17 protein-coding genes are annotated in these 22407 nt (G+C 70.0%); 8 read left to right on the forward strand and 9 right to left on the reverse strand.

Annotated features, from left to right (window positions below; all coding sequences use genetic code 11):
* The first annotated feature begins 114 nt into the window (after window positions 1-114).
* Window positions 115-1347, forward strand: coding sequence for a TRAP transporter substrate-binding protein (locus YS110_19840; GenBank protein ID UJB66857.1), 1233 nt, complete (start codon window positions 115-117; stop codon window positions 1345-1347).
* Complete coding sequence (locus tag YS110_19845) at window positions 1344-3989, forward strand: EAL domain-containing protein (protein UJB66858.1); 2646 nt, start codon at window positions 1344-1346, stop codon at window positions 3987-3989. Before YS110_19840 ends, YS110_19845 begins: the two co-directional genes overlap by 4 nt.
* Before the next feature lie 67 nt (window positions 3990-4056).
* On the opposite strand, the gene YS110_19850 is transcribed toward YS110_19845, so the two are convergent.
* Window positions 4057-4959: a DMT family transporter gene (locus tag YS110_19850; GenBank protein ID UJB66859.1), complete on the reverse strand. Its 903-nt coding sequence runs from the start codon at window positions 4957-4959 to the stop codon at window positions 4057-4059.
* 119 nt (window positions 4960-5078) lie between these two features.
* On the opposite strand from YS110_19850, the gene YS110_19855 reads away from it, so the two are divergent.
* Together YS110_19855 and YS110_19860 are read left to right on the forward strand one after the other, a co-directional pair.
* The gene (locus YS110_19855) at window positions 5079-6065 is read left to right on the forward strand and encodes a quinone oxidoreductase (protein UJB66860.1); all 987 of its coding nucleotides are present in this window, start codon (window positions 5079-5081) and stop codon (window positions 6063-6065) included.
* Window positions 6062-6865 carry an NUDIX domain-containing protein gene (locus YS110_19860; protein UJB66861.1) on the forward strand — a complete coding sequence of 268 codons (804 nt, stop codon included), beginning with the start codon at window positions 6062-6064 and terminating at the stop codon, window positions 6863-6865. The genes YS110_19855 and YS110_19860 overlap by 4 nt, the downstream gene beginning before the upstream one ends.
* Before the next feature lie 174 nt (window positions 6866-7039).
* On the opposite strand, the gene YS110_19865 is transcribed toward YS110_19860, so the two are convergent.
* On the reverse strand, window positions 7040-7939 hold the full coding sequence (locus YS110_19865) for a LysR family transcriptional regulator (GenBank protein UJB66862.1): 900 nt from the start codon (window positions 7937-7939) through the stop codon (window positions 7040-7042).
* A 93-nt stretch (window positions 7940-8032) separates the two neighbouring features.
* Here YS110_19865 and YS110_19870 point away from each other — a divergent pair, with 93 nt between their 5' ends.
* On the forward strand, window positions 8033-9013 hold the full coding sequence (locus YS110_19870) for a bile acid:sodium symporter (protein UJB66863.1): 981 nt from the start codon (window positions 8033-8035) through the stop codon (window positions 9011-9013).
* Here the strand turns inward: YS110_19870 and YS110_19875 are convergent.
* The gene (locus YS110_19875) at window positions 9004-10668 is read right to left on the reverse strand and encodes a Na/Pi cotransporter family protein (GenBank protein ID UJB66864.1); all 1665 of its coding nucleotides are present in this window, start codon (window positions 10666-10668) and stop codon (window positions 9004-9006) included. The two genes, YS110_19870 and YS110_19875, sit on opposite strands and share 10 nt — an antisense overlap.
* A gap of 105 nt (window positions 10669-10773) precedes the next feature.
* A complete protein-coding gene (locus tag YS110_19880) occupies window positions 10774-11643 on the reverse strand; it encodes a DMT family transporter (GenBank protein UJB66865.1) in 870 nt (289 codons plus the stop codon).
* 91 nt (window positions 11644-11734) lie between these two features.
* Here YS110_19880 and YS110_19885 point away from each other — a divergent pair, with 91 nt between their 5' ends.
* Window positions 11735-12532 (forward strand): AraC family transcriptional regulator, encoded by a 798-nt coding sequence (locus YS110_19885; protein UJB67529.1) that lies wholly within the window; start codon window positions 11735-11737, stop codon window positions 12530-12532.
* Here YS110_19885 and YS110_19890 read toward each other — a convergent pair.
* The 3 genes from YS110_19890 to YS110_19900 form a co-directional block, all read right to left on the reverse strand.
* The gene (locus YS110_19890; protein UJB67528.1) at window positions 12516-13013 is read right to left on the reverse strand and encodes a lipoprotein signal peptidase; all 498 of its coding nucleotides are present in this window, start codon (window positions 13011-13013) and stop codon (window positions 12516-12518) included. The two genes, YS110_19885 and YS110_19890, sit on opposite strands and share 17 nt — an antisense overlap.
* Window positions 13013-15868: an isoleucine--tRNA ligase gene (gene ileS / locus YS110_19895; protein ID UJB66866.1), complete on the reverse strand. Its 2856-nt coding sequence runs from the start codon at window positions 15866-15868 to the stop codon at window positions 13013-13015. Before ileS ends, YS110_19890 begins: the two co-directional genes overlap by 1 nt.
* A 98-nt stretch (window positions 15869-15966) precedes the next feature.
* A complete protein-coding gene (locus YS110_19900; GenBank protein UJB66867.1) occupies window positions 15967-17016 on the reverse strand; it encodes a bifunctional riboflavin kinase/FAD synthetase in 1050 nt (349 codons plus the stop codon).
* Window positions 17017-17136: 120 nt separating this feature from the next.
* On the opposite strand from YS110_19900, the gene YS110_19905 reads away from it, so the two are divergent.
* A complete protein-coding gene (locus YS110_19905) occupies window positions 17137-17694 on the forward strand; it encodes an HNH endonuclease (protein UJB66868.1) in 558 nt (185 codons plus the stop codon).
* Between the two features lie 65 nt (window positions 17695-17759).
* Here the strand turns inward: YS110_19905 and YS110_19910 are convergent, their stop codons facing one another.
* Window positions 17760-19079, reverse strand: a complete 1320-nt coding sequence (locus YS110_19910) for a methyltransferase domain-containing protein (protein UJB66869.1) — start codon at window positions 19077-19079, stop codon at window positions 17760-17762.
* Window positions 19080-19111: 32 nt separating this feature from the next.
* Window positions 19112-21172, reverse strand: coding sequence for a histidine kinase (locus YS110_19915; protein UJB66870.1), 2061 nt, complete (start codon window positions 21170-21172; stop codon window positions 19112-19114).
* Window positions 21173-21616: 444 nt separating this feature from the next.
* Here YS110_19915 and YS110_19920 point away from each other — a divergent pair, with 444 nt between their 5' ends.
* Window positions 21617-22312: a response regulator transcription factor gene (locus YS110_19920; protein ID UJB66871.1), complete on the forward strand. Its 696-nt coding sequence runs from the start codon at window positions 21617-21619 to the stop codon at window positions 22310-22312.
* Window positions 22313-22407: the final 95 nt, after the last annotated feature.

Below are 22407 nucleotides of genomic sequence, written 5' to 3' on the forward strand. Positions count from 1 at the left end.
GCTTCGCGCTTTCCCCCTCTCTCTACGCGCTTCGCGCTCCGGGAGGGGGAGCGCTAGCTCAGCGGCCTGGCAAAGCCAGCTCCGCGGCTGCCTGGCTTGGGCTGCGCCGGTTTCATGCGTTACGGGCAGGGGAATGCGGCCCTCGCAGCAGGGCAGCCCTTGGCTTGCTGCCCTCGCGTGGGCTGCGCCGGTTTCGTTGCGTCCGATAGCCGTCACAATGCGGGTTCCCTGTCTGTTCCCGGAGGGCCCGTGCGCCACCTGTTGCCGCTGCTGAAGGACGTCCTGCCCGCGTGCCTGCGCCGCTGGGCCAGCGTGGCCCTGCTGGCGTGGTGCGGCGGCGCGCTGGCGCAGGGCGGCGCGGCCCCGGCGCCGTACAAGCTGCGCGTGGTGGGCGGCCTGGCCGGGGTGAACCAGTACCTGCAGCACGAGGAGCCGTTCTGGACCCAGCAGCTCGCGCGCCTGAGCGAGGGGCGCTACAGCGCCGACATCGTGCCGTTCGACCGTGCGGGCGTGCCGGGCGCGGAGATGCTGCGCCTGATGCAGCTGGGCGTGCTGCCCTTCGGCACGGTGCTGGTGAGCGCGCTGGCGGCGCAGTACCCGCAGTACGCGGCGGCCGACCTTCCCGGCATCGGGACCGATATGGCCGGCATACGCGCCGCCGTGGCGGCCTTCCGCCCCTACCTGGAAAAAGACCTGCGCCAGCGCCACGGCGTGGAGCTGCTGGCCATCTATGCCTATCCGGCCCAGGTGCTGTTCTGCAAGAAGCCGCTGGCCCAGCTGACCGACCTGGCCGGGCGGCGCGTGCGCGTGTCGTCCGTGGGGCAGGCCGATTTCGTCGGGGCGCTGGGGGCGCTGCCGGTGCACACCGCCTTTGCCCAGCTCATGCACAGCCTGGAGTCGGGCGACACCGAATGCGCCATCACCGGGACGCTGTCGGGCCACACCCTGGGCCTGTACCGGGTGACCCAATACCTCTACACCCTGCCCGTGACCTGGGGCCTGGCGATCTTTGCGGCCAACCAGACCGCCTGGAATGCACTGCCGCCCGACCTGCGCGCGCTGCTGCAGCGCGAGCTGCCGCAGCTCGAGCGCACCATCTGGGCTGCCGCCGAGCGCGACACCGCCGACGGCGTGGCCTGCAACAGCGGCGCGCCGCAGTGCGGACTGCCGCGCAAGGGGCGCATGGTGGCGGTGCAGCCCTCGGCGCAGGACATGCAGAAAAGCCGCGAGATCTTCGAGACCGTGATCCTGCCGCGCTGGCTGCAGCGCTGCAGCGTGGATTGCGCCGCCGTCTGGAACCAGACCATAGGCCCGGTGCGCAACATGCGCGCGCCCGCAGCGCGATGACGATACCCACGTTCACCCTGGCGCGCATCCGGATCACCGTCTGGAGCCTGGTGGCGTTCTTCCTGGCGGCCCTGGCACTGGGGGCTGCGCTGCTGATGCAGCGCATGCGCCAGGCCGACCTGGCCGACAGCGAGGCGCAGGTGGTGCACTTCGTGGCCGGGGCCGAGGCCGCGCTCAACCGCGTGCTGCTGGGCTTCGACGTGCTGCTGGCCAGCACCGACGAAATGCTCGGCCTGTCGGCCCTGGAAGGCCGCCCCGTGGACGCCGCCGCCGCCAGCCAGGTGCTGCGCCGCGCCACGCGGCAGAACCTGACGGTGCGCTTCGTGGCGCTGCTGGACGAACAGGGCCGCGTGCTGGCGTCGTCCGACCCGGCGGCGGAGCAACTGGCCGTGGACCTGCCCGAACGCTTTCTGCGCCAGGTGCTCGACCCGCCCGTCGCCTCGATGGTGGTGAGCGCCCCCATGGTCAGCTTCGCCAGCTCCGAGCGCGTGCTCTACATGGCGCGCGCCGTGCGCCTGGAGGATGGCACGCGCCTGCTGGCGCTGGCCCAGGTGCCCGTGGCCATGCTGGTGCCGGTGCTGATGCAGAGCGTCGACATCGCCGGCCTGGAGGTGACGTTCGAGCGCCAGGATGGCGAACGGCTGCTGGCCGTGCCCGCGGCGCCCACGGCCCGCCAGGCCGCGCCGCAGCCCCTGCGGCCCGGCGCCCACTGGGGGCAGCAGGCCCGGCTGTCGCAGGTCGATGCGCTGGTGGTGGCGCAGCCCAGCCTGTACCCGCAGCTGTGGATTTCCGCCAGCCTGAGCACGGAGGCCGCGCTGGCTGGCTCGCACACCGAGCGCATGCGCGTGCTGTGGGCGGCCCTGCTGTTCGCCGCCATGGTGCTGGCGGCGGGGGCGCTGGTGCAGTCGTTCCTGGTGCGCATGTATGCGGCGCGCCAGGAAATCACCCAGGCCAAGGCCACGCTGGACCAGGCGCTGGGCTCCATGGTCAGCGGCTTCATGCTGCTGGATGCACAGCACTGCGTGGTGCAGTGGAACCGCCGCTACGAGGAGCTGTTCCCCTGGCTCCAGGGCACGCTGGCCGAGGGGCTCACGTTCGAGGCGGTGCTGGAGATCAGCGCGCGCTGCCAGCTCCCGGGCGCCAGCGATGCCGAGCGCCGCGAATGGGTGCAGCGGCGCATGCTGCTGCTGCACCACCCGGACGGCTGCAGTTTCGAGCAGTACCTGGCGCCCGGCCTGTACGTGCAGGTGACCGAGCGCCCCACGCCCGAGGGCGGCCGCGTCATCAGCTACCACGACGTGACGGAGCTGCGCCGCGCCAGCGCCGAGATCGAGTCGCTCGCGTTCTACGATCCGCTCACCGGCCTGCCCAACCGCCGCCTGCTGCTCGACCGGCTCGGCCAGGCCACGCAGCAGGTGCAGCGCTCGGGGCACACGGGGGCGCTGCTGTTCCTCGACCTGGACCACTTCAAGGTGCTCAACGACACGCGCGGCCACGAGGTGGGCGACCAGCTGCTGCAGCAGGTCGCGCAGCGGCTCAAGGCATCGGTGCGCAGTTGCGACGTGGTGGCGCGCCTGGGCGGGGACGAATTCGTGGTCATGCTGGGCGAGCTGTCGCCCGACCCGGCGCAGGCCGCGCGCCAGGTGCGGCACGTGGGCGAGAAGATCCTGCATACCCTGGCGCAGCCCTACGCGCTGGATGAGCAGGTGCACCGCGGCTCCTGCAGCATGGGGGCGGCGCTGTTCAGCGACGGCAGCCAGAGCGCGGTGGAACTGCTCAAGCGCGCCGACATCGCCATGTACCAGGTCAAGGCCCAGCGCGGCAATGCGCTGTGCTTCTTCGACCCGCAGATGCAGGTGGAGATCAACCAGCGCGCGCGCCTGGAGACCGACCTGCAGACCGCGCTGGTGGAAGGCCAGTTCGAGCTGCACTACCAGCCCCAGTTCACCCTGGCGGGGCAGATGGTGGGCGTCGAGGCGCTGCTGCGCTGGTGCCATCCGCAGCGCGGCATGGTGCCGCCCGGGGAGTTCATCGCCGCCGCCGAAGACAGCGGCCTCATCGTGCCGCTGGGCCAGTGGGTGCTGCGCCAGGCTTGCATGCAGCTGGCCGCGTGGCAGCAGGTGCCGCAGTGCGCCAGCCTGCAGCTGGCGGTCAACGTCAGCGCGCGGCAGTTCCGCCAGCCGGATTTCGCCCAGCAGGTGATCGCCCAGGTCCAGCAGGCCGGCGCGCCCGCGCACCGCCTCAAGCTGGAGCTGACCGAGTCCCTGGTGCTGGAGGACGTGCAGGACTCCATCGCCAAGATGCACCAGCTGCGCACCAAGGGCGTGCGCTTCGCCATGGACGACTTCGGCACCGGCCACTCCTCGCTGGCCTACCTCACGCGGCTGCCGCTGCACCAGCTCAAGATCGACCAGTCCTTCGTGCGCCACATCGGCCAGCAGCACACCGACGACGTGATCGTGCAGACCATCATCGGCATGGCGCGCACGCTGGAGCTGGAAGTGATCGCCGAGGGCGTGGAAACCGCGGCGCAGCGCGACTTCCTGGCCGGGCACGGCTGCACGCTGTACCAGGGCTACCTGTACGGCCGGCCCATGCCGGTGCAGGAACTGGTGGCGCTGGCGGGGCAGGCACCGGGCTGAGGCTTCAAGCCAAATCGGCCTCCAGCCCTTTGCCATCAAGCGCTGGCAGCTATCAAAGAAGAAGCACTCAAGCGCGCCTGGAAGTCACCACGATCCCGCCCACGATGAGCAGGAACGCCACGCCGTGGTACGGCTGCGGCACCTCGCCCAGGAAGGCGGCCGAGAGCACGGCGGCGAACAGCGGCGTGAGGTTGATGAAGAAGCCCCCCAGCACCGGCCCCGCGCGCTGCACGCCCACGCCCCAGAAGCGGTAGGCCAGGATGGCCGGGCCGATGGCGATGAAGGCCAGCCCCGCCAGCAGCGGCAGGCCCCATGTGGCCGGGGCCGGGTGCAGCGCCTGCTCCACGCCGGCAAAGGCGCCGGACCAGGCCAGGCCGAACACCATCTGCGCCATCAGGAACGCCGACCAGTCGGTGCGGATCGACTGCGGCTCGCTGGTGCGCACCAGCAGCCAGCTGTAGAACGCCCAGGAGATCGTGGCCAGCACCATGTACAGGTCGCCGGGCACCAGGCGCAGGGCCAGCAACTGCTCCCAGCTGCCGCGGCTGAGCACCGTCAGCACACCCGCCACCGACAGCAGCGCGCCCGCCACCTGGCGGCGCGCCACCGGCACGCCGAAGCACAGCGCGCCGATCACCAGCATCCACACCGGCATGCCCGAGCCCACCAGCGTCACGTTCAGCGGCGTGGAGGTCTGCAGCGCCAGGTACTGCAGCGCGTTGTAGTTGCCGATGCCCAGCAGCCCCAGCAGCGCATAGCGGCGCCAGTGCGGCCACAGCCCGCTGCACGGCCGCAGCACCCGCCAGGCCAGCGGCAGCAGCACCACGAACGCCAGCAGCCAGCGCACGAAGTTCAGGGTGATGGGCGGGATCAGCGGGCTCACGGCGCGGCCCACCACCGCATTGCCGGCCCACAGCAGCGGGGCGGCGACGAGCATGGCGACGGTGGCGGGGGAGAGGCGGGCGGTCATAGGGGGAGCAACTGTACCCGTTTGCATTTCCGCCTGCAGCGCGGGCGGCCGAAACATGGCACGATGGCCGCTTTGCCTCGGGCGGCCCCGCCCGCGTTTTCTCCAGGAGTGAGCAGCCCATGTCCCTCGCCGTCCAAATCCGCCAGCATGGCGGCCCCGAAGTGCTCGAACTGGCCGACCTGCCCGTGGGCGAACCCGGCCCCGGCCAGGTGCGCATCCGCCACCGCGCCATCGGCCTGAACTTCATCGACGTCTACCACCGCACCGGCCTGTATCCGCTGTCCCTGCCCGCGACCATCGGCATGGAAGGCGCCGGCGTGGTCGAGGCCGTGGGCGAGGGCGTCACGCACCTGCGCGCGGGCGACCGCGCCGCCTACGCCGCCAACCCGCCCGGCAGCTACAGCGAGGCGCGCGTGATGCCCGCCCAGGGTGTGTGCAGGCTGCCCGACGCCATCGGCTTCGAGACCGGCGCGGCCATGATGCTCAAGGGCCTGACGGCGCAGTACCTGCTGAAGAAAACGCGCCCCGCCGAAGGCCTGGAGCCGGGCGACTTCGTGCTGTTCCACGCGGCCGCGGGCGGCGTGGGCCTGATCGCCTGCCAGTGGGCCAGGGCGCTGGGCCTGCAGCTCATCGGCACTGCCGGCAGCGATGCCAAGTGCCAGCTGGCGCTGGACAATGGCGCGGCGCACGCCATCAACTACGCCAGGGAGGACTTTGCCGCGCGCGTGAAGGAGATCACCGGCGGCAAGGGCGTGAAGGTGGTGTACGACTCGGTGGGCAAGGACACCTGGGACAAGTCGCTCGACTGCCTGCGCCCCTTCGGCCTGATGGCGAGCTTCGGCAACGCCTCGGGCCCGGTGCCGCCGTTCGCGCCCGGCGTGCTGGGCGCCAAGGGCTCGCTGTACGTCACGCGCCAGACGCTGTTCACCCACATGAGCTCGCGTGAAGCCACGCAGGCCATGGCCGACGACCTGTTCGCCGTGGTCGCCAGCGGGCAGGTGAAGATCCACATCGCGCAGCGCTACGCCCTGGCCGACGTGCAGCAGGCGCACCGCGACCTGGAAGCGCGCAAGACCACCGGCTCCACCATCCTCACGCTGCCGTGAGCGCGGCGCCGGCCTGGGTGGCGGCGGCGCGCGCGCGGGCGCAGCGGCCCCCGCGCGTGCCGCGCCTGCCGCTGTGGGTGGCGGGGCAGGCCGTCGGGTCGGTGGAACCCGGGGTTTTGGATGAAATTGCCTCCAAAGGCTTGCTGGACAAGCGCTACCAGCTATTGAAAGATGAGCGATCGGGCTGGTCGCTGCACGCTTCCGGCGAGGCCACGCCTGCGCTCGATGCCCTGGCCCAGGCGCTGCGCGCGCAGGGGCGCTGCGGTCCCTGGCGCAACGAGCAACTGGCCGTGTGCGACGCCCAGGGCCGGCGCATCGGCACCATCGAGCGCGGCGCCGTGCGCCCGCTGGGCCTGGCCACCCAGGCCGTGCACCTGGTGGCCCGCGCGCCCGATGGGCGCATGTGGGTGCAACTGCGCGCCTTCGACAAACCCAACAACCCGGGCCAGTGGGACACGCTGATGGGCGGCATGGTTTCGGCCGCCGACACCTTGCCGCAGGCGCTGGCGCGCGAGACCTGGGAGGAAGCCGGCCTGTGCCTGGAGGCGCTGCACGGCGTGGCCCATGGCGGGCACGTGCAGCTGGCCGTGCCGAGCGAAGAGGCCCATGGCTGCGGCTACATGGTCGAGCGCATCGACTGGTTCCACGCCACCGTGCCCGGCGGCATGGTGCCGCAGAACCAGGATGGCGAGGTGGAGCGCTTCGAGCTGCTGGCGCCCGAGGCGCTGCTGGATCGCCTGGCGCGAGGCGCTTTCACGCCCGAGGCGGCGCTGGTGCTGGCCGCCGCGCTGGGGTGGTAGCCCGGCGCGGGCTAGTGTGCTGTCCCGTAAATAACTGCACATGAAATCGCGTCTTCGCGCCCAGGGCGTCGTTGCAAATCCTCGTGATAGCTACGGCTATCACTGCGGTCTGCGCCTCGCCCTGAACACGAATCCATCGATTTCATTTTGTGCAGCTATTTACGGGACAGCACACTAGCTCTCCTGGCGTTCCCGGGCCACGCCGCGCACCAGGTCCCACACGCGCTGCGCCAGGGGCGAGAGGGCGCGGTTGCGCCGGTGCACCAGCACGATGTCGCGGTCCACGCGCGGCTGCAGCGGGCGCACCGCCAGGCGCGGCAGGCCCTCGGGCGGCAGCGCCAGCATGGGGATGACCGAGACGCCCAGGCCCGCATCGAGCATGCGGAAGATGGTGGTGGGGTGCCCGACTTCCTGCGCCACCCGGGCCTGCACGCCCTGCGCGGCCAGCGCGCGGTCGATCAGGCGGCGGCTGCCGGAGGCGTGGTCCAGCAGCACCAGCGGTTCGTCCGCGAGGTCGGTCCAGCGCACCTGGCGCCGCCGCGCGAGCCGGTGCGCGGGCGGGCAGGCCAGGCAGAACGGCTCGGTGTAGACAGGTTCGCAGTGCAGCGCCTCGCGCTCGCTGGGGTCGATGACCACGCCGAAATCCACCTCGCCCGAGAGCACGCTGGCCAGCACGTCGTTCTGGATGCGGTCGAGCAGCACCACCTGCACGCCGGGCAGATCGCGCTGGCAGCGCGCAATGCAGCCGGGCAGCAGGTTGGCCGACAGCGTGGGGCTGCTGGCCACGCGCACGCGGCCATGCAGCGCCGTGGCCATGCCGCGCACATCGAGCAGCGTGGCTTCCAGGTCCTCCAGCACGCGCGGCAGCCGCGCGGCCAGGCTGCGGCCGGCGTCGGTGAGCTCCACCTCGCGCGTGGTGCGGTTGAGCAGCTGCAGCCCGAGCTGCGCCTCCAGCTCGGTGATGCTGCGGCTCACGGCGGGCTGGGTCAGGCCGATCTGGCTGCCCGTGCGGCTGAAGTTGCGCGTGGCGGCCACCGCGAGGAACACCTGGAGCTGGCGCAAGGTCACATTCATGCGCTGGAATCATAAAACCATCAGAGAAATCGATTTCTCTTTGGGTTGCGGCTGCGCTTCAATCGGCGCCTTGCCCCGTTTCGCCCTGCTGCCATGGCCCGCTCCCGTTTTCTGCCCGACAACTTCACCCTCGCACTGCTGACCACGGTGGCGCTGGCCAGCGTGCTGCCCGCATCGGGCGGCGTGGCGCGCTTTTTCGAGGGGCTCACGGTGGCGGCCGTGGGGCTGCTGTTCTTCCTGCACGGCGCCAAGCTGTCGCGCCAGGCCATCGTGGCGGGGCTGTCGCACTGGCGGCTGCACTTGGTGGTGGTGGCCAGCACGTTCGTGCTGTTTCCGCTGCTGGGCTGGGCGCTGCGGCCGGTGCTGCAGCCGCTGGTCACCCCCGATCTGTACCTGGGGGTGCTGTTTCTGTGCGCGCTGCCGGCCACGGTGCAGTCGGCCATCGCCTTCACCGCCATGGCGCGCGGCAACATGCCCGCGGCCATCTGCAGCGCGTCGGCCTCCACGCTGCTGGGCATCGTGATCACGCCGCTGCTCACGGGGCTGCTGCTGTCGCGCACGGCCGCCGCGCAGCACGATGCGCTGGACAGCATCGGGCGCATCATGCTGCAGCTGTTCGTGCCCTTCATTGCCGGGCACCTGCTGCGCCCGTGGATTGGCGGCTTTACCCAGCGCCATGCGCCGGTGCTCAAGTTCGTCGACCAGGGCTCCATCCTGCTGGTGGTCTACACCGCGTTCAGCGCGGCCGTGGCCGAGGGGCTGTGGCGCCAGATGCCGCTGCCCGCGCTGGCCGGGCTGCTGGTGGTGTGCGCGGTGATCCTGGCCCTGGCGCTGTGCTGCACCACCTGGCTCAGCCGCCGGCTCGGTTTCTCGAAGGAGGACGAGATCACCATCGTCTTCTGTGGCTCCAAGAAGAGCCTGGCCAGCGGCGTGCCCATGGCCAAGGTGCTGTTCGCCTCGCATGCCGTGGGGGCCATCGTGCTGCCGCTGATGGTGTTCCACCAGATGCAGCTCATGGTCTGCGCCGTGCTGGCGCAGCGCTACGCGCGCCGGCCGCAGTCTGCTCAGGATTGAGGGCGTGCCGGGGCCGCGTCCTGCAGGCGGCTCGGCGCCAGGGTGCCGGTGGGCTCCAGGATCGGGTAGGCCATGGAGCACAGCAGCGAGTTGATGCGCTTGAGATCGCTCAGCAGGTCGATGTGCAGCGAGCTGGTCTCGATGCTGGGCACCGTGCGGTCCGACAGCCGCGCCAGGTGCGCCGCCGCGTAGCTGCGCTCCAGGTCGCGAAAGCGCACCTTCTCTTCGAGCAGGCGCCGCGCGTCGCGCACGTCGCCGTTGAGGAACACGCTCATCGCCAGGCGCAGGTTGTCCACCAGGCGGCCGTGCAGCTCGGTGATCTCCTGCATGCCGGCCTCGGAAAAGCGAAAGCCGCGCTTGATCTTCTTGTCCTCGATGTCGATCAGCACGCGCTCGATGATGTCGCCGATCTGCTCCATGTTGATGGTGAAGCCGATGATGTCGGTCCAGCGCCGGCCTTCGCGCTCGTCGAGTTCGGAGCGCGAGATCTTCGTCAGGTAGTACTTGATGGCCGAATACAGCTCGTCCACCGAGTCGTCGAGCTGGCGCAGCTCGGCCGAGAGCTTGAGGTCCCCGGTGCGGATCACGGTGTACATGCCCACCAGCATGGCTTCCACCAGGTCGGCCTGGTGCAGGGCCTCGCGCGCCGCGCACGAGATGGCCAGCGACGGCGTGGCCAGCGCCGAGGGGTCGAGGTGGCGCGGGCGCAGCGGGTTCTTGCTGGCCGGGTCGGCTGGCGGCATGAGCCGCGCCATGAGCGAGGCCACCCACTGCGTCATGCCGATGAAGCCCAGGCTGACGACCACGTTGTAGGCCAGGTGGAACAGCACCACGCTGGTGGCGATGTCGCCCAGCCGCGGGTGCGCGTGGCGCAGCCACAGGCCGATGAGCGGCGCCACCAGCGCCACGCCCAGCACCTTGAAGACCATGTTGCCCCAGGTGACCTGGCGCACTTCCACCGAGGCCTTGAGCGTCGTCAGGATGGCCAGCAGGCCGCTGCCCAGGTTGGCGCCCAGCACCAGGCCAAAGGCCACCTCGATGGGCACGACGTGCGAGGCCGCCATGGCCGCGATCAGCAGCACGATGGCCAGGCTCGAATACGAGATGACGGCCAGCGCCGCGCCCACCAGCAGCTCGGCGAACAGGTCGCTGCTGACGCTGCCCAGCAGCGTGCGCACCACGGGCGAGGCCAGCAGCGGCTCGCTGGTCTCCACCACCAGGCGCAGCGCCAGCAGGATCAGCCCCAGGCCGATGAACACGCGCCCGACGCGCCCGGCCGTGGTGTCCTGGCGCGCCATGTACATGACCACGCCGGCGAAGATGAACAGCGGCGAGAGCCACGACAGGTCGGTGGAGAACAGCACCGCCATGAGCGCCGTGCCCACGTCGGCGCCGCGCATCACGGCCAGCGCGGCGGGCAGCGAGATCAGGCCCTGGCCGACGAAGGAGGAGGTCATCAGCGCCGTGGCGGTGCTCGACTGCACCAGCGCGGTGACGCCGATGCCGGACAGCGCCGCGCTGAAGCGGTTGCCCATGCTGCGCGCCAGCAGGCTGCGCAGGTTGGCGCCGAACACGCGCAGCACGCCCGTGCGCACCAGTTGCGTACCCCACACCAGGAGGGCAATGGCGGCCAGCAGGTTGAGCAGATGCTTCATGGGCGGTACACGGGTTCGGAGGGGCCGCAGCAGGGGATGCCCCCTCCGCGGCGCAGAACATTGCAGCATACCCCCGAATCGCCCTGTTAGCCCCGTTTGCCCGCTTCAGCCCCGCCGGGGCAGCGCCAGTGCGAGGATGCCCAGCAGCACCGCCAAGGCCCCCAGCGCCTGGCGCGCACCCACGGGCTCGCCCAGCCAGAGCGCCGCGAGCGCCACGGCCGTGAGCGGCGCCACGGCGGTGAAGGCCGCCGCCTCGCTGCCGGCCACGCGCGCGGCGCCCGCGTACCAGAGCAGGAACCCGCCCACCGTGGGCACCAGCGCGTACCAGGCCACGGCGGCGATGGCCGCGGGCGGCGGCAGCGCGGCCGCGGGCAGTTCGAGCGTCGCGAAGGGCAGGGCGACCAGCAGGCCCAGTCCCGTCATGGCCGTGGCCTGCGCCAGCGGCGGCAGCGGCCGGGCCATGCGCTTGTGCAGCAGGATGAAGGCGCTTTCGCACACCACCGCCGCCAGCACCAGGGGCACGCCGGGCGACGCGGCGAGCGAGCGCCCGTTCCAGGCCACGGCCATCACGCCGCCCGTGGCCAGCAGCACCGCGAGCCACAGGCGCGCGCCGGGCCGCTCGCCCAGCACCGCGGCCGAGAACAGCGCCGCCATCGCGGGCAGCGTGCCGATGAGCACGCCCGCGTCCGCCGCCGGCAGGTGCGCCATGCCCGCGACCAGGAAGGCCGTGTAGCCCACGCTGCCCGCCGCCGCCTGCAGCGTGAGCAGCGCGCCCTCGCGGCGTGTGAGCGCGGGCCAGCGCTCGCCGCGCAGCCGGGCCAGCGCCAGCAGCACGGGCAGCGCCAGGGCCAGCCGCAGCGCGGTGGCGAGGAAAGGGGGGATGCTGCCCGCCATGAGCTTGGAGGCGATCACCGTCGATCCGACGGTCGTCATGGCGAGCGCGAGCAGCAGGTATCCGGCAAGGCGTGGGGACATGGTCAAAAAACCCTCACGCTACGCGGCGGCGCGGCATGGGTCTTGCACGATCTTGCGCCGCCCGCCCCGGCAGAATGCGGGCATGGAACGCATGCAGGAACGGTTCGCGGCCCAGGCCACCGGCTGGCCCGGCGTGCTCGCGGTGGAGGCGTCGTCCAGCCGGGCGCTGGGGCGGCACACGCACGACCAGTTCGGCATCGGCGTGGTGCTGCGCGGCGCGCACGATTCGGCCAGCGGGCGCGGCGAGGTGCGCGCGCGGCCGGGCGACCTGATCTCGGTGAACCCGGGCGAGGTGCACGACGGCCGCCCGGTGCGCGGCGAGCCGCGCGCCTGGCGCATGCTCTACCTCGATGCGCCGGTGGTCGCGCGCCACGCGGCGCTGCTGGGCCTGTCGCCCGGGGCCGAGTTCCAGCACCCCGTGCTCGGCGCGCGCGGCGCGGCGCAGGCGTTCCTGCGGCTGCATGCGGCGCTGGCGAGCCCCGGTGCGGGCGAGGCGGCCCAGCAGGAATTGCTGGAGGTGCTGGCCGCGCTGTTCGGCGCGCCGCCCGCGCCGGCCAGCGCGTTTTCAGGCGCGGTGCGCCGTGCGCGCGAGCGCATCGACGCCGCGCCGCACGAGGGCGCGGCCCTGGCCGAGCTGGCGCATGAGGCGGGCCTGAGCCCCTGGCATTTCCTGCGCGTGTTCAGGGCCCAGACGGGCCTGCCGCCGCATGCCTACCGGCTGCAGCGCCAGTTGCAGCGGGCGCGGCGCGACCTGCTTGCGGGGCGGCCCATCGCGCAGGCGGCGCTGGATGCGGGGTTCCACGACCAGAGCCATTTCACGCGCCACTTCGTGCGCGCCTACGGGCTCACGCCGGGCGCGGTGGCGAGGGCGGTCAGCCCGCCTTCCTGACGCGCAGCAGCTCGTCGATGATGAGGCAGACCGCGCCCACGGTGATGGCGCTGTCGGCCAGGTTGAACGCGGGGAAGTGCCGCCCGCCCAGGTGGAAGTCGAGGAAGTCGACCACGTAGCCGTGCTGCAGCCGGTCCACCACGTTGCCGATGGCGCCGCCCAGGATGCTGGAGAGCGCGAAGGCGAAAAGCCGTTGCCCGGGGTGCTGGCGCAGTTGCCAGACGATGAACAGCGCTGCGACCAGGCCGAACGCCGTGAAGCCCCAGCGCTGCCAGCCCCCGGCATCGGCGAGGAACGAAAAGGCGGCGCCCGTGTTGTGCGCGCGCACGATGTTGAAGAAGCCCGTGATGGGGGTGGCGTCGCCCAGCTGGTAGGCGCCCAGGATCAGCGTCTTGGTGAACTGGTCCGCGATGAACAGCACCAGCGCCCAGCCCAGCCAGGGCCACAGGCTGCCGGTGCCGCCCTTGCCCGCGCGCGCCATCATGCGTGCGCGCGGCTTTCGCCGCTGCCGTACAGGTTGCTGGTGCAGCGCCCGCACAGGGTGGGGTGCTGCGCGTCGTGGCCGACGTCGGCGCGGTAGTGCCAGCAGCGCTCGCATTTGGCATCGGAACGGGTGCGGACGCTTATCTGGAGCGCGCTACCAGCTACCAATTCAATAGCGGAAACGATGAACACGAACTTCAGGTCGTCGCCCAGGCTGGCGAGCAGCGCGTGGTCCTCGGGCGCGGCGGCCAGGGTGACGTCGGCCTGCAGCGAGGCACCGATGCCGCCCGAGGCGCGCACGGCCTCGATTTCCTTGTTCACCACGTCGCGGATCGCGCGGATGCGCTGCCACTTGGCCAGCAGCCCTTCGTCGGCGTGGGCGATGGTGCCGTAGGTCTCGGTGAAGATCGACGCCGAGCTGCCGAACACCTTCCAGGCCTCTTCCGCCGTGAACGACAGGAAGGGTGCCATCCAGCGCAGCATGGCGTGCGTGATCTGGTGCAGCGCGGTCTGCGCGCTGCGCCGCGCCAGGCTGCGGGGCGCGGTGGTGTAGAGGCGGTCCTTGAGCACGTCGAGGTAGAAGCCGCCCAGGTCTTCCGAGCAGAACAGCTGCAGCTTGGCGACCACGGGGTGGAACTCATACACCTTGTAGTGCGCCAGCAGCTCCTCCTGGAACTGCGCTGCACGCGTCAGCGCCCAGCGATCGATCTCCAGCATTTCGCCGAACGGCACGGCGTCGCGGGCCGGGTCGAAGTCGCTCACGTTGGCCAGCAGGAAGCGCAGCGTGTTGCGGATGCGGCGGTAGGCGTCCACCACGCGCGCCAGGATCTTGTCGTCGATGGCGAGGTCGCCCGAGTAGTCGGTGGCCGCCACCCACAGGCGGATGATCTCGGCGCCGAGCTTGCCGCTGACCTCCTGCGGCGAGACGGTGTTGCCCAGCGACTTGCTCATCTTCTTGCCCTGGCCGTCCACCGTGAAGCCGTGCGTGAGCAGCCCGCGGTAGGGCGCGCGGCCGAAGATGGCCGAGGCCAGCAGCAGCGACGAATGGAACCAGCCGCGGTGCTGGTCGTGGCCTTCGAGGTACAGGTCGGCCTCGGGGCCTTCGTCGTGGTGCATGCCGGCGTGCGTGCCGCGCAGCACGTGCCAGAAGGTGGAGCCGGAGTCGAACCACACTTCGAGGATGTCGGTGCTCTTGGTGTAGTGCGCCGCGTCCTCGGCGCCCAGGATGTCGGCGGCGCCCACGCGGCTCCAGGCCTCGATGCCGCCCTGCTCGACGATGGATGCGGCCTGGTCGATGATTTCCATGGTGCGCGGGTGCAGCGCGCCGGTGTCCACGTGCAGGAAGAAGGGCAGGGGCACGCCCCAGCTGCGCTGGCGCGAGATGCACCAGTCGGGCCGCCCGGCGATCATGTCGCGCAGCCGCGCCTTGCCGTTTTCGGGGTAGAAGCGGGTGTGCTCGATGGCCTCCAGGGCGATCTGGCGCAGCGTCTTGGCGGGCTTCTGCGCCGGGTCGGTGAACACGCCCTCGCCCTCGTCCATGCGCACGAACCACTGCGCGGCGGCGCGGTAGATCACCGGGCTCTTGTGGCGCCAGCAGTGCGGGTAGCTGTGGGTGATGGTGGTGGTGTCGAGCAGGCGCCCGGCCACCTTCAGCGCGTCCAGGATCACCGGCACGGCCTTCCAGATGTGCTGTCCGCCGAACAGCGGCAGCTCGGGCGCGTACACGCCGTTGCCCTGCACAGGGTTCAGGATGTCCTGGTAGTCCATGCCGTTGGCGACGCAGCTGTTGAAGTCGTCCACGCCATAGGCCGGCGCCGAGTGCACGATACCCGTGCCGTCCTCGGCCGTGGCGTAGTCGGCCAGGTAGACCGGCGAGATGCGGTCGTAGCCCTTGTCCATGGCGCCAAGCGGGTGCTGGAAGGGCATGTGGTCGAGCTTTTCGCCCAGCGCGGTGGCAAGCACCCGGCCTTCGAGCTGCCAGCGCGCCAGGCACTTCTCCACCAGGGCCGAGGCCACGATCAGCAGGCCGCGCGGCGTGTCCACCAGGCTGTATTCGAGTTCGGGGTTGACGTTGAGCGCCTGGTTGGCGGGAATCGTCCAGGCCGTGGTGGTCCAGATGACGATGAAGGCGTCCTTGTCCAGCCGCTCCAGGCTGAAGGCCGCCGCCAGCCGCGCCGGGTCGGCGGCGGGGAACATCACGTCCAGCGTCTGGCTTTGCTTGTCCTGGTACTCGATCTCGAACTCGGCCAGCGACGAGGCGCAGTCGAAGCACCAGTACACCGGCTTGAGGCCCCGGTAGACGAAGCCGCGCTCCATCACCTTCTTGAGCGCGCGCAACTGGCCGGCCTCGCTGGCGAAGTTCATGGTCTTGTACGGGTTGCCCCACTCGCCGAGCACGCCCAGGCGCTGGAAGTCCACCAGCTGCTGCGCGATCTGCTCCGTGGCGAAGGCGCGGCCCCGGGCCTGCATTTCGTCGCGCGGCAGGTTGCGGCCGTGCTTTTTCTCGATGGCGTTCTCGATCGGCAGGCCGTGGCAGTCCCAGCCCGGGGTGTAGAGCGCGTCGAAGCCTTCGAGCTGGCGCGCCTTGACGATCATGTCCTTGAGGATCTTGTTCACCGCGTGGCCGATGTGGATCTGGCCGTTCGCATACGGCGGGCCATCGTGCAGGATGAACTTGGGCGCGCCGCGCCGGGCGGCGCGCAGCTGCTTGTAGATGCCTTGCTCGTTCCATTCCTTCACCCAGCCCGGCTCGCGCTTGGGCAGGTCGCCGCGCATGGGGAAGGGGGTGTCGGGCATGTTCAGCGTGGCGCGGTAGGCGCTCGCGGGAGCGTTCTTGGGGCTGGATTCGGACATGGGGAAACCTTCAAAGGGGGCGCCCGGGCGACCGTGCCCGAGCCGAGGCTGCATGCGTGCGTGCGCAGGAAATGGCAAAGGGGGCGGAGCCTGCCCCGTCAAATTCGGTCGCGCGTGGTCTGGCGGCGGGTGTCGGTGTAGCTGGGGGCGTGGAACGTGGCGAACCAGGCGCGCGCGTCCTCGCAATCCTGGGCGATGCCTTGGGTGAGCGCAGCGAGGCTGTCGTACTTCAGCTCGTCGTGCAGTTTGTGCAGCAGTTCCACGCGGATGATTTTACCGTAGCCCCCCTGCGCGCCCAGGTGGGCCGGCCAGTCGAGGCAGTGCGTCTCCAGCAGCACGCGGCCGCCGTTCACATCCTGTGGGTCGAGCGAGGGGCGCACCCCCAGGTTGGCCACGCCGCGCAGCGGCGCGTCGGCCAGGCCATGCACCAGCACGGCGAAGATGCCGCTGGCCGCGCTTTTCCAGTGCGCGAAGCGCAGGTTCAGCGTGCGAAAGCCATCCCCTGCGCCCGGGCGCGACTCGGCCAGCTGGCGGCCCAGCTTGCGCCCATGCACCACGTGGCCGCTGATGCTGTAGGGCCGGCCCAGCAGCCGCGCGGCGGCCTGCATGTCGCCGCGCTCCAGCGCGTCGCGCACCGCCGTGCTCGATACGCGCAGGCCGTGCACCTCGTAGCTGTTCATGCGCGCCACGTCGAACCCCTGGGCCTGCCCTGCGGCGTCGAGCAGCGCGTAGCCGCCCGCGCGCTGCGCGCCGAAGCGGAAGTCGTCGCCCACCAGCACATAGCGCGCGCCCAGGCCGCGCAACACCACGTCGTCGATGAAGGCCTGCGCGCTCAGTCCGGCGAAGGCGGCGTTGAACGGCTGCACCACCACCTGCTGCACGCCGCAGCGCTCCAGCTCCGCCAGCTTGTCGCGCAGCGTGCCGATGCGCGCCGGCGCCAGCGCGGGGCGTTTGTGCGCTTGCGCGAAATAGTCGCGCGGGTGCGGCTCGAACGTCAGCACGCAACTGGGCACGCCGCGCAGGGAGGCTTCGTTGTTGAGCAGGGCCAGCATGGCCTGGTGGCCACGGTGGACGCCGTCGAAGTTGCCGATGGTCAGCGCGCAGGCGCTGGCCAGGCCCGGCCGGTGAAAGCCACGGAAGATCTTCATGCTTTTATTTTGATAGCGGCTGGCGCAGTTCCATCAAGCGCAAAACGCCAATTTGTCATGGAATCAGAGTATATTGCGCAAGGCATATTCCATTCCCAGTACCCTTGCAGGAGGCGTGTGGTGAAGGTCTTGAAGCTGTCGGCCCAGGGGCTGCCCCAATCGTGGATTTCGCTGGAACAGGCGGTGCTGCACTACGCCGCCGATGAGGTGCGCTGGGAGTCCGGCGGGCAGATTGCGCTGTTCCGCGGCGGCCACAACGCCTGCACCGGCATGCAGTCGCAGATCGCGGTCAACAGCATCATCGGCACCAAGGGCGTGCCGGCCATCAACCCCTTCGACCTGCGGCCCGCGCTCACCAACAGCAAGCTGTTCGTGCGCGACCGCAGCGTGTGCGCCTACTGCGGCGGCCACTTCCATGAGGGCGAGCTGACGCGCGAGCACATCATTCCCCAGGCGCGCAAGGGGGCGGACCACTGGATGAACGTGGTCACCGCCTGCCGGCCCTGCAACCACCGCAAGGGGCCGCGCACGCCGGAACAGGCGCACATGCCGCTGCTGTATGCGCCCTACGTGCCCAGCCTGTGGGAAGACTTCATCCTGCGCAACCGGCGCATCCTGGCCGATCAGATGGAGTTCCTGATGGCGCATGTGCCCAGGCCGTCGCGGCTGCTCAGCTGACGCAGGAGCCGCAACGAAAAAACGCGGCCGGGGCCGCGTTCTTGGCTCGATAGGGCGGAAAAAGGTCAGGCCGCCGCCTTGCGCGCCATCACCAGGAAGCCCTGCACCGGCTGGCCTGCCTCGTGGCGTATCACCACGTCGTCGATCTGCACGTTCTCGAAACCCGCCTGCCTGCACAGCTGCTGCACGTGGCTGCGCTTGTGGGCGTAGCGGCCGCTGTCCTGCAGCACCAGGTCGGGCCCGTCTTCCGGCGCGGTTTCGCAGGAAAAATAGAAATCGCCAGCGGACAGCAGGATGCGGTGGGCATCGGGAATGGCCTCTGCAATATCGCCTACGTAGACGAACACATCCAATGCGGTGATGACTTCGTAGATCGACGCTGGTGTTTCACGCAAGGCATCGAGCAGGTTGACGGTGTGGAAACGGTCATACACGTCGTGGCGCGCCGCCTGTTCGATCATCTTGGACGACAGCTCCACGCCGATCAGAAAGCCATCGAGCCTGCCCAGGCAGGCGCCGAGCAGGCCCGTGCCGCAGCCCAGATCCAGGACATTGAGATTCCGCTCGGGGAATCTCTCAAGGATCTTGTCGGCCACAACGCGAGGGAGGCGGTATCCGAGTTCCGTGACCAGGTGCTTGTCAAAACTCTCTGCCATGTTGTCGAACAGCTGGCGGTTCATCTCCAGCGGCTGGTGCGGCGGCGTGACGCCGTGGGCCAGGGCGTTGTAGTAGGCGTAGATGGAGTCGCCCGGCGCCAGCTCCAGCAGCTTCATCGTGTCGGCGATCGCCTGGGCGGGCTTGCCGGTGGCTAGCAAGGTCTTGACCCGGCCGAGCAAGGCATGCTCGTCCTTGTCGTTCTGCGCTGCCAGGCTGCTCCACTCCTGCAGCGCTTCCTCGTACCGGCCCAGGTTGTGCAGATCCTGTGCCAGCAGGCGGCGCAGCTGCACATCGCCGGGCACCAGCTCCAGGCCGCGGCGCAGGTGCTTCAGCGCCATTTCGGCATGGCCCGCGCGGTGTGCGATGTCCACCACGCCGGCCAGCACCATCAGGTTCTTCGGCTCCAGTGCGGCCACCTTCTCGGCCGTTTCCACGGCCTCCGGGAACTGGTTCTGGCGTGCCAGCAGCAGCGCCAGCTCCAGCAGCCCGGGGCCCCAGCCGGGCGACATGGCCACGCACTTGCGCAGCGCCTCGAAGGCGCCCTTGATGTTGCCCGACTTCTCCGCCATCAGGCCGGCCAGCATGAAGATGCGCGCGTCACCGGGCAGGATGCGCTGAGCCTGGTTCAGCGTCTGCGCGGCTTCGCGCAATGCGCCCTCTGCAATCTGGGTGCGGGCGGTTTCGAGGTATTTGCGGATGGGATCGGCGTGGACGGCAGTGGCGCTCATGGACGGCTGGATAGGGAGGGGCAAACCAGCCATTATCCGGGATTCGCCGTGGCGCCATCGCGGCCTTCGTGGCCATCGCGCAGCGGCGGCAGGACCAGCGTGAAGCAGGTGCCTTGTCCGGGCGTCGAATCCACCCGCACGTCGCCGCCATGCAACTGCGCCACGCGGCGCGCCACCCACAGGCCCAGGCCGAAGCCCCGTGTCTGGTCCGCGCGGCGGCCGCGCTCGAAACGCTCGAAGATGCGCTGGACTTCCTCGGGCGCGAGGCCCGGTCCTTCGTCTGCCACCGACAGCTCCAGGGCGCCGCCCGATCCCATACGCGCCGCCACCGCGATGTCGCCCGCCTTGGCGTGCTTGACGGCGTTGTCCACCAGGTTGGACAGCGCGATGTGCACCAGCGTGGTATCGCAGGACCAGGTGGCGGGGGCCTCCTGCGTCAGCAGGCGCAGGCGGTGGCGGCGCGACCAGTGCACGAGCTGGGCGGCGTCGTCCACCAGTTCCGGCACCGCAGCCTGGCCGGGATGCAGCTTGAAGCCGGGCGCGTCAAGGCGGTCGTTTACCAGGCAGTTTTCCACCAGCGCCGTGAGGCGCCGGCACGCGCGCCGGATCTGCGCCGCGCGCTCGACCTGGGGGCCTATCTCGGGCGATGGGAATGACCACTGCTCGGTGGCCGCGCTGTCGATCACCGTGAGGGGCGTGCGGAACTCGTGGTTCACCATGTTGAAGAACTGGCGCTGTTCCAGGCGTATCTCGCGTTCGCTGTGCAGCGCTGCCTGCAGGGCGTTCTGGGTGTGCAGCAATTCCTCCGTGCGCTGGCGCACCCTTTCCTCGAGCGATTGCTCGGAGCGTTCCAGCGACTCCACCAGCTGGCGCTGCCGCACCACCGATGCGCGGAACTGCTGCACCAGGCGCAGTCCCACGGCCACCGCGAGCACGATGTTGAGCAGCAGCGCCATGAGCTGCCAGTAGGTGCTCGTGTGGACGGCGGCGGGCATGAACCCCATGGCCGCGAGGGTCACGTAGCCGCCCATCAGCGCATAGGTGGTGTAGGGCACCATCAGCAGGATGCCCACCGTCGAGGGCCCGTCGCGGCGCATGTCGGTCCAGCCCACCCAGGTTGCCAGCGTGCTGGAAATCCAGGGAACGGCGATGGCGAATGCCGCGAACGTCGTGTACCAGCCCAGCGCGATGCTGGCGATGGCCGCCAGCGACGCCAGGGCCATGGCGGCCAGCACCTTGTCCACCCGCCGCCAGCGCGTGCCGCGCGTCAGGACTTCGCGCACCTGCCAGGCCGAAGCCGCGGGCAGCAGGAAAACGCCCACGCTCACCAGCCTGTCGCTCCAGTGTGACCACGCCTCGGGCAGCCAGAGCAGCGCATAGCCCTGCACGTTGACGCTGTGCATGAACGCCATCGCGGAAAACGCCGTCATGGCGGTGAGTGCCGGAATGCGCAGCGCCAGCGCGGCCCCGCCCAGCAGCAGGGCCAGCAGCAGGTTGATGCCCAGGTGCGCCCCCGCAGCCCATTCCACGCTGGCCAGGTGCGCGATCAGCTCGGTGTTGCGCTGCACCACGGCATACGCGTGGGAGGCGCTCGTGGTCTGTACGCGCAGGATCAGCGGCTGCCCCTCGGTGAGGGGAAACAGCAGTTGCCGCGTGCGCACCCGCTGCGCCACGGGCACGGTGTCGCCGCTGTCGCGCCCCTGCCATGCAGCGCCTTCGCCGCTGGGCTGGTACAGCGTGACCTTGTCCAGGTAGGCTGGGGTGACCTCCAGCCACAGCGGGTCGTCCGGGTCGCCCGCAACCGGCGGCGCACTGGCGCGCAGCCAGTACACGCTGTGGCTGTAGCCCTGGTTCAGGGGGCCGTGCAGCGGCGTGAAGGCGGCATCGGGCAGGGCAGCCACCTCGTCCACCGTGAGGCGGCCGGAAGGGTCTTCCAGCAACTGAACCGGATGGTCAACGCCCAGGCGCACGCCGGCTGCCGGGGGCCACAGCAGCGCGGGGCTGAAGATGCACAGCGCCACCAGCCCCAGGGATGCCGCGAGCCAGCAGATGAAACCGAGGACCGTCGTGCGGCCGAGCTGATCGTGGGGCATGGTCAAGCAAAAAATATAGCGCCCGGCGCTTGCTGCAAAAGGCTTAGTGCCTGGTTTCTACCTTTTTTATGCCACCTTGCCCAGTTCCCGTGGAGCAGGCTGCAGGCGTGTATCGCAGACCGGGAGCCGTCGGTGCAGGTGGCCCGGGCCAAGCATTCCGATGGTGCGAATTGATGCGATGGCCGTGTGCTCTCCCCCCAGGCCAGAGGCGTTGCCTGGGTACAACGCCCTTGCGTGCAGTGCCGTCTATCCACGGGTGCGCACGCTGTCGTTCTCGCCGCTGAATCCCTTCGAAAAGTGACAGCCATCAAGAGCCATGGAGGGGAATGGGGTTTTGCATGTCAACAAATGTTAATTCACTGCGAATGTGAGTTTTAGTGAGTGTTTGTGTATGGCGGGCGAAAGGCATGTCAATGAACAATCTGACCGTCATTGATTTTCACCATGCAACAAGCCCCCATACCCATCCCAGACATTGCCGTGGTCGAGGACGACGAAGACATTCGCACCAACGTCTGCCGCTTTCTGGAAAAGACCGGCATGCGGCCATGGGGGGCCGAATCCGCTGAAGACTTCTACGTGCGCCTGCTGACCGAGCGTGCCGACCTGGTCGTCGTCGATCTGGGCCTGCCTGGGGAGGGCGGGCTGAGCCTGGTGCGCCGCCTGGCAGGCCAGGGCGTGCCCGTGATCGTGCTCACCGCCCGGGGCGACCTGGAAAGCCGCATCGCCGGGCTTGATGCCGGTGCCCTGCAGTACTTCGTCAAGCCCACTGACATGCATGAGCTGGTGGCGGGCATCCGCTCGCAATTGCGCCGGGCTGAAGTCCGCCAGCCCGCGCCGGAGGGTATCGCCACGCCCTGGCGCCTGGATGCTGCAGGCGCCCAACTAGTGGCCCCCAACTTGCGCACCGTGGGGCTTACCACCCGCGAGCTGGAACTTATGAGCCACCTGATTGCCGCGCAGGGCGCCCTGGTCACCAAGCAGGCGCTGGTGGATGCCATGGGCGCGGGCGACCTGGAAGGGGGCTTCCACCGCATCGAATCGCAGCTGACCCGGCTGCGCCGCAAGGTGCAGGAGGGCACCGGCATGGGGCTGCCGGTGCGTGCCGTGTTTGGCAAGGGGCTGGTGTTCGTGCCATGAGGAGCCCTGTGCCGCGTGGCGCCCATCACCGTTTTTCGCCGCTGCCGCAAGGCAGCGGCTGTTTTCGTTTTTGTATCGACCAAGGAAGAGAAGGA

Origin of the sequence: Acidovorax sp. YS12, assembly GCA_021496925.1 — a bacterium.
GTDB lineage: Bacteria > Pseudomonadota > Gammaproteobacteria > Burkholderiales > Burkholderiaceae_C > Paenacidovorax.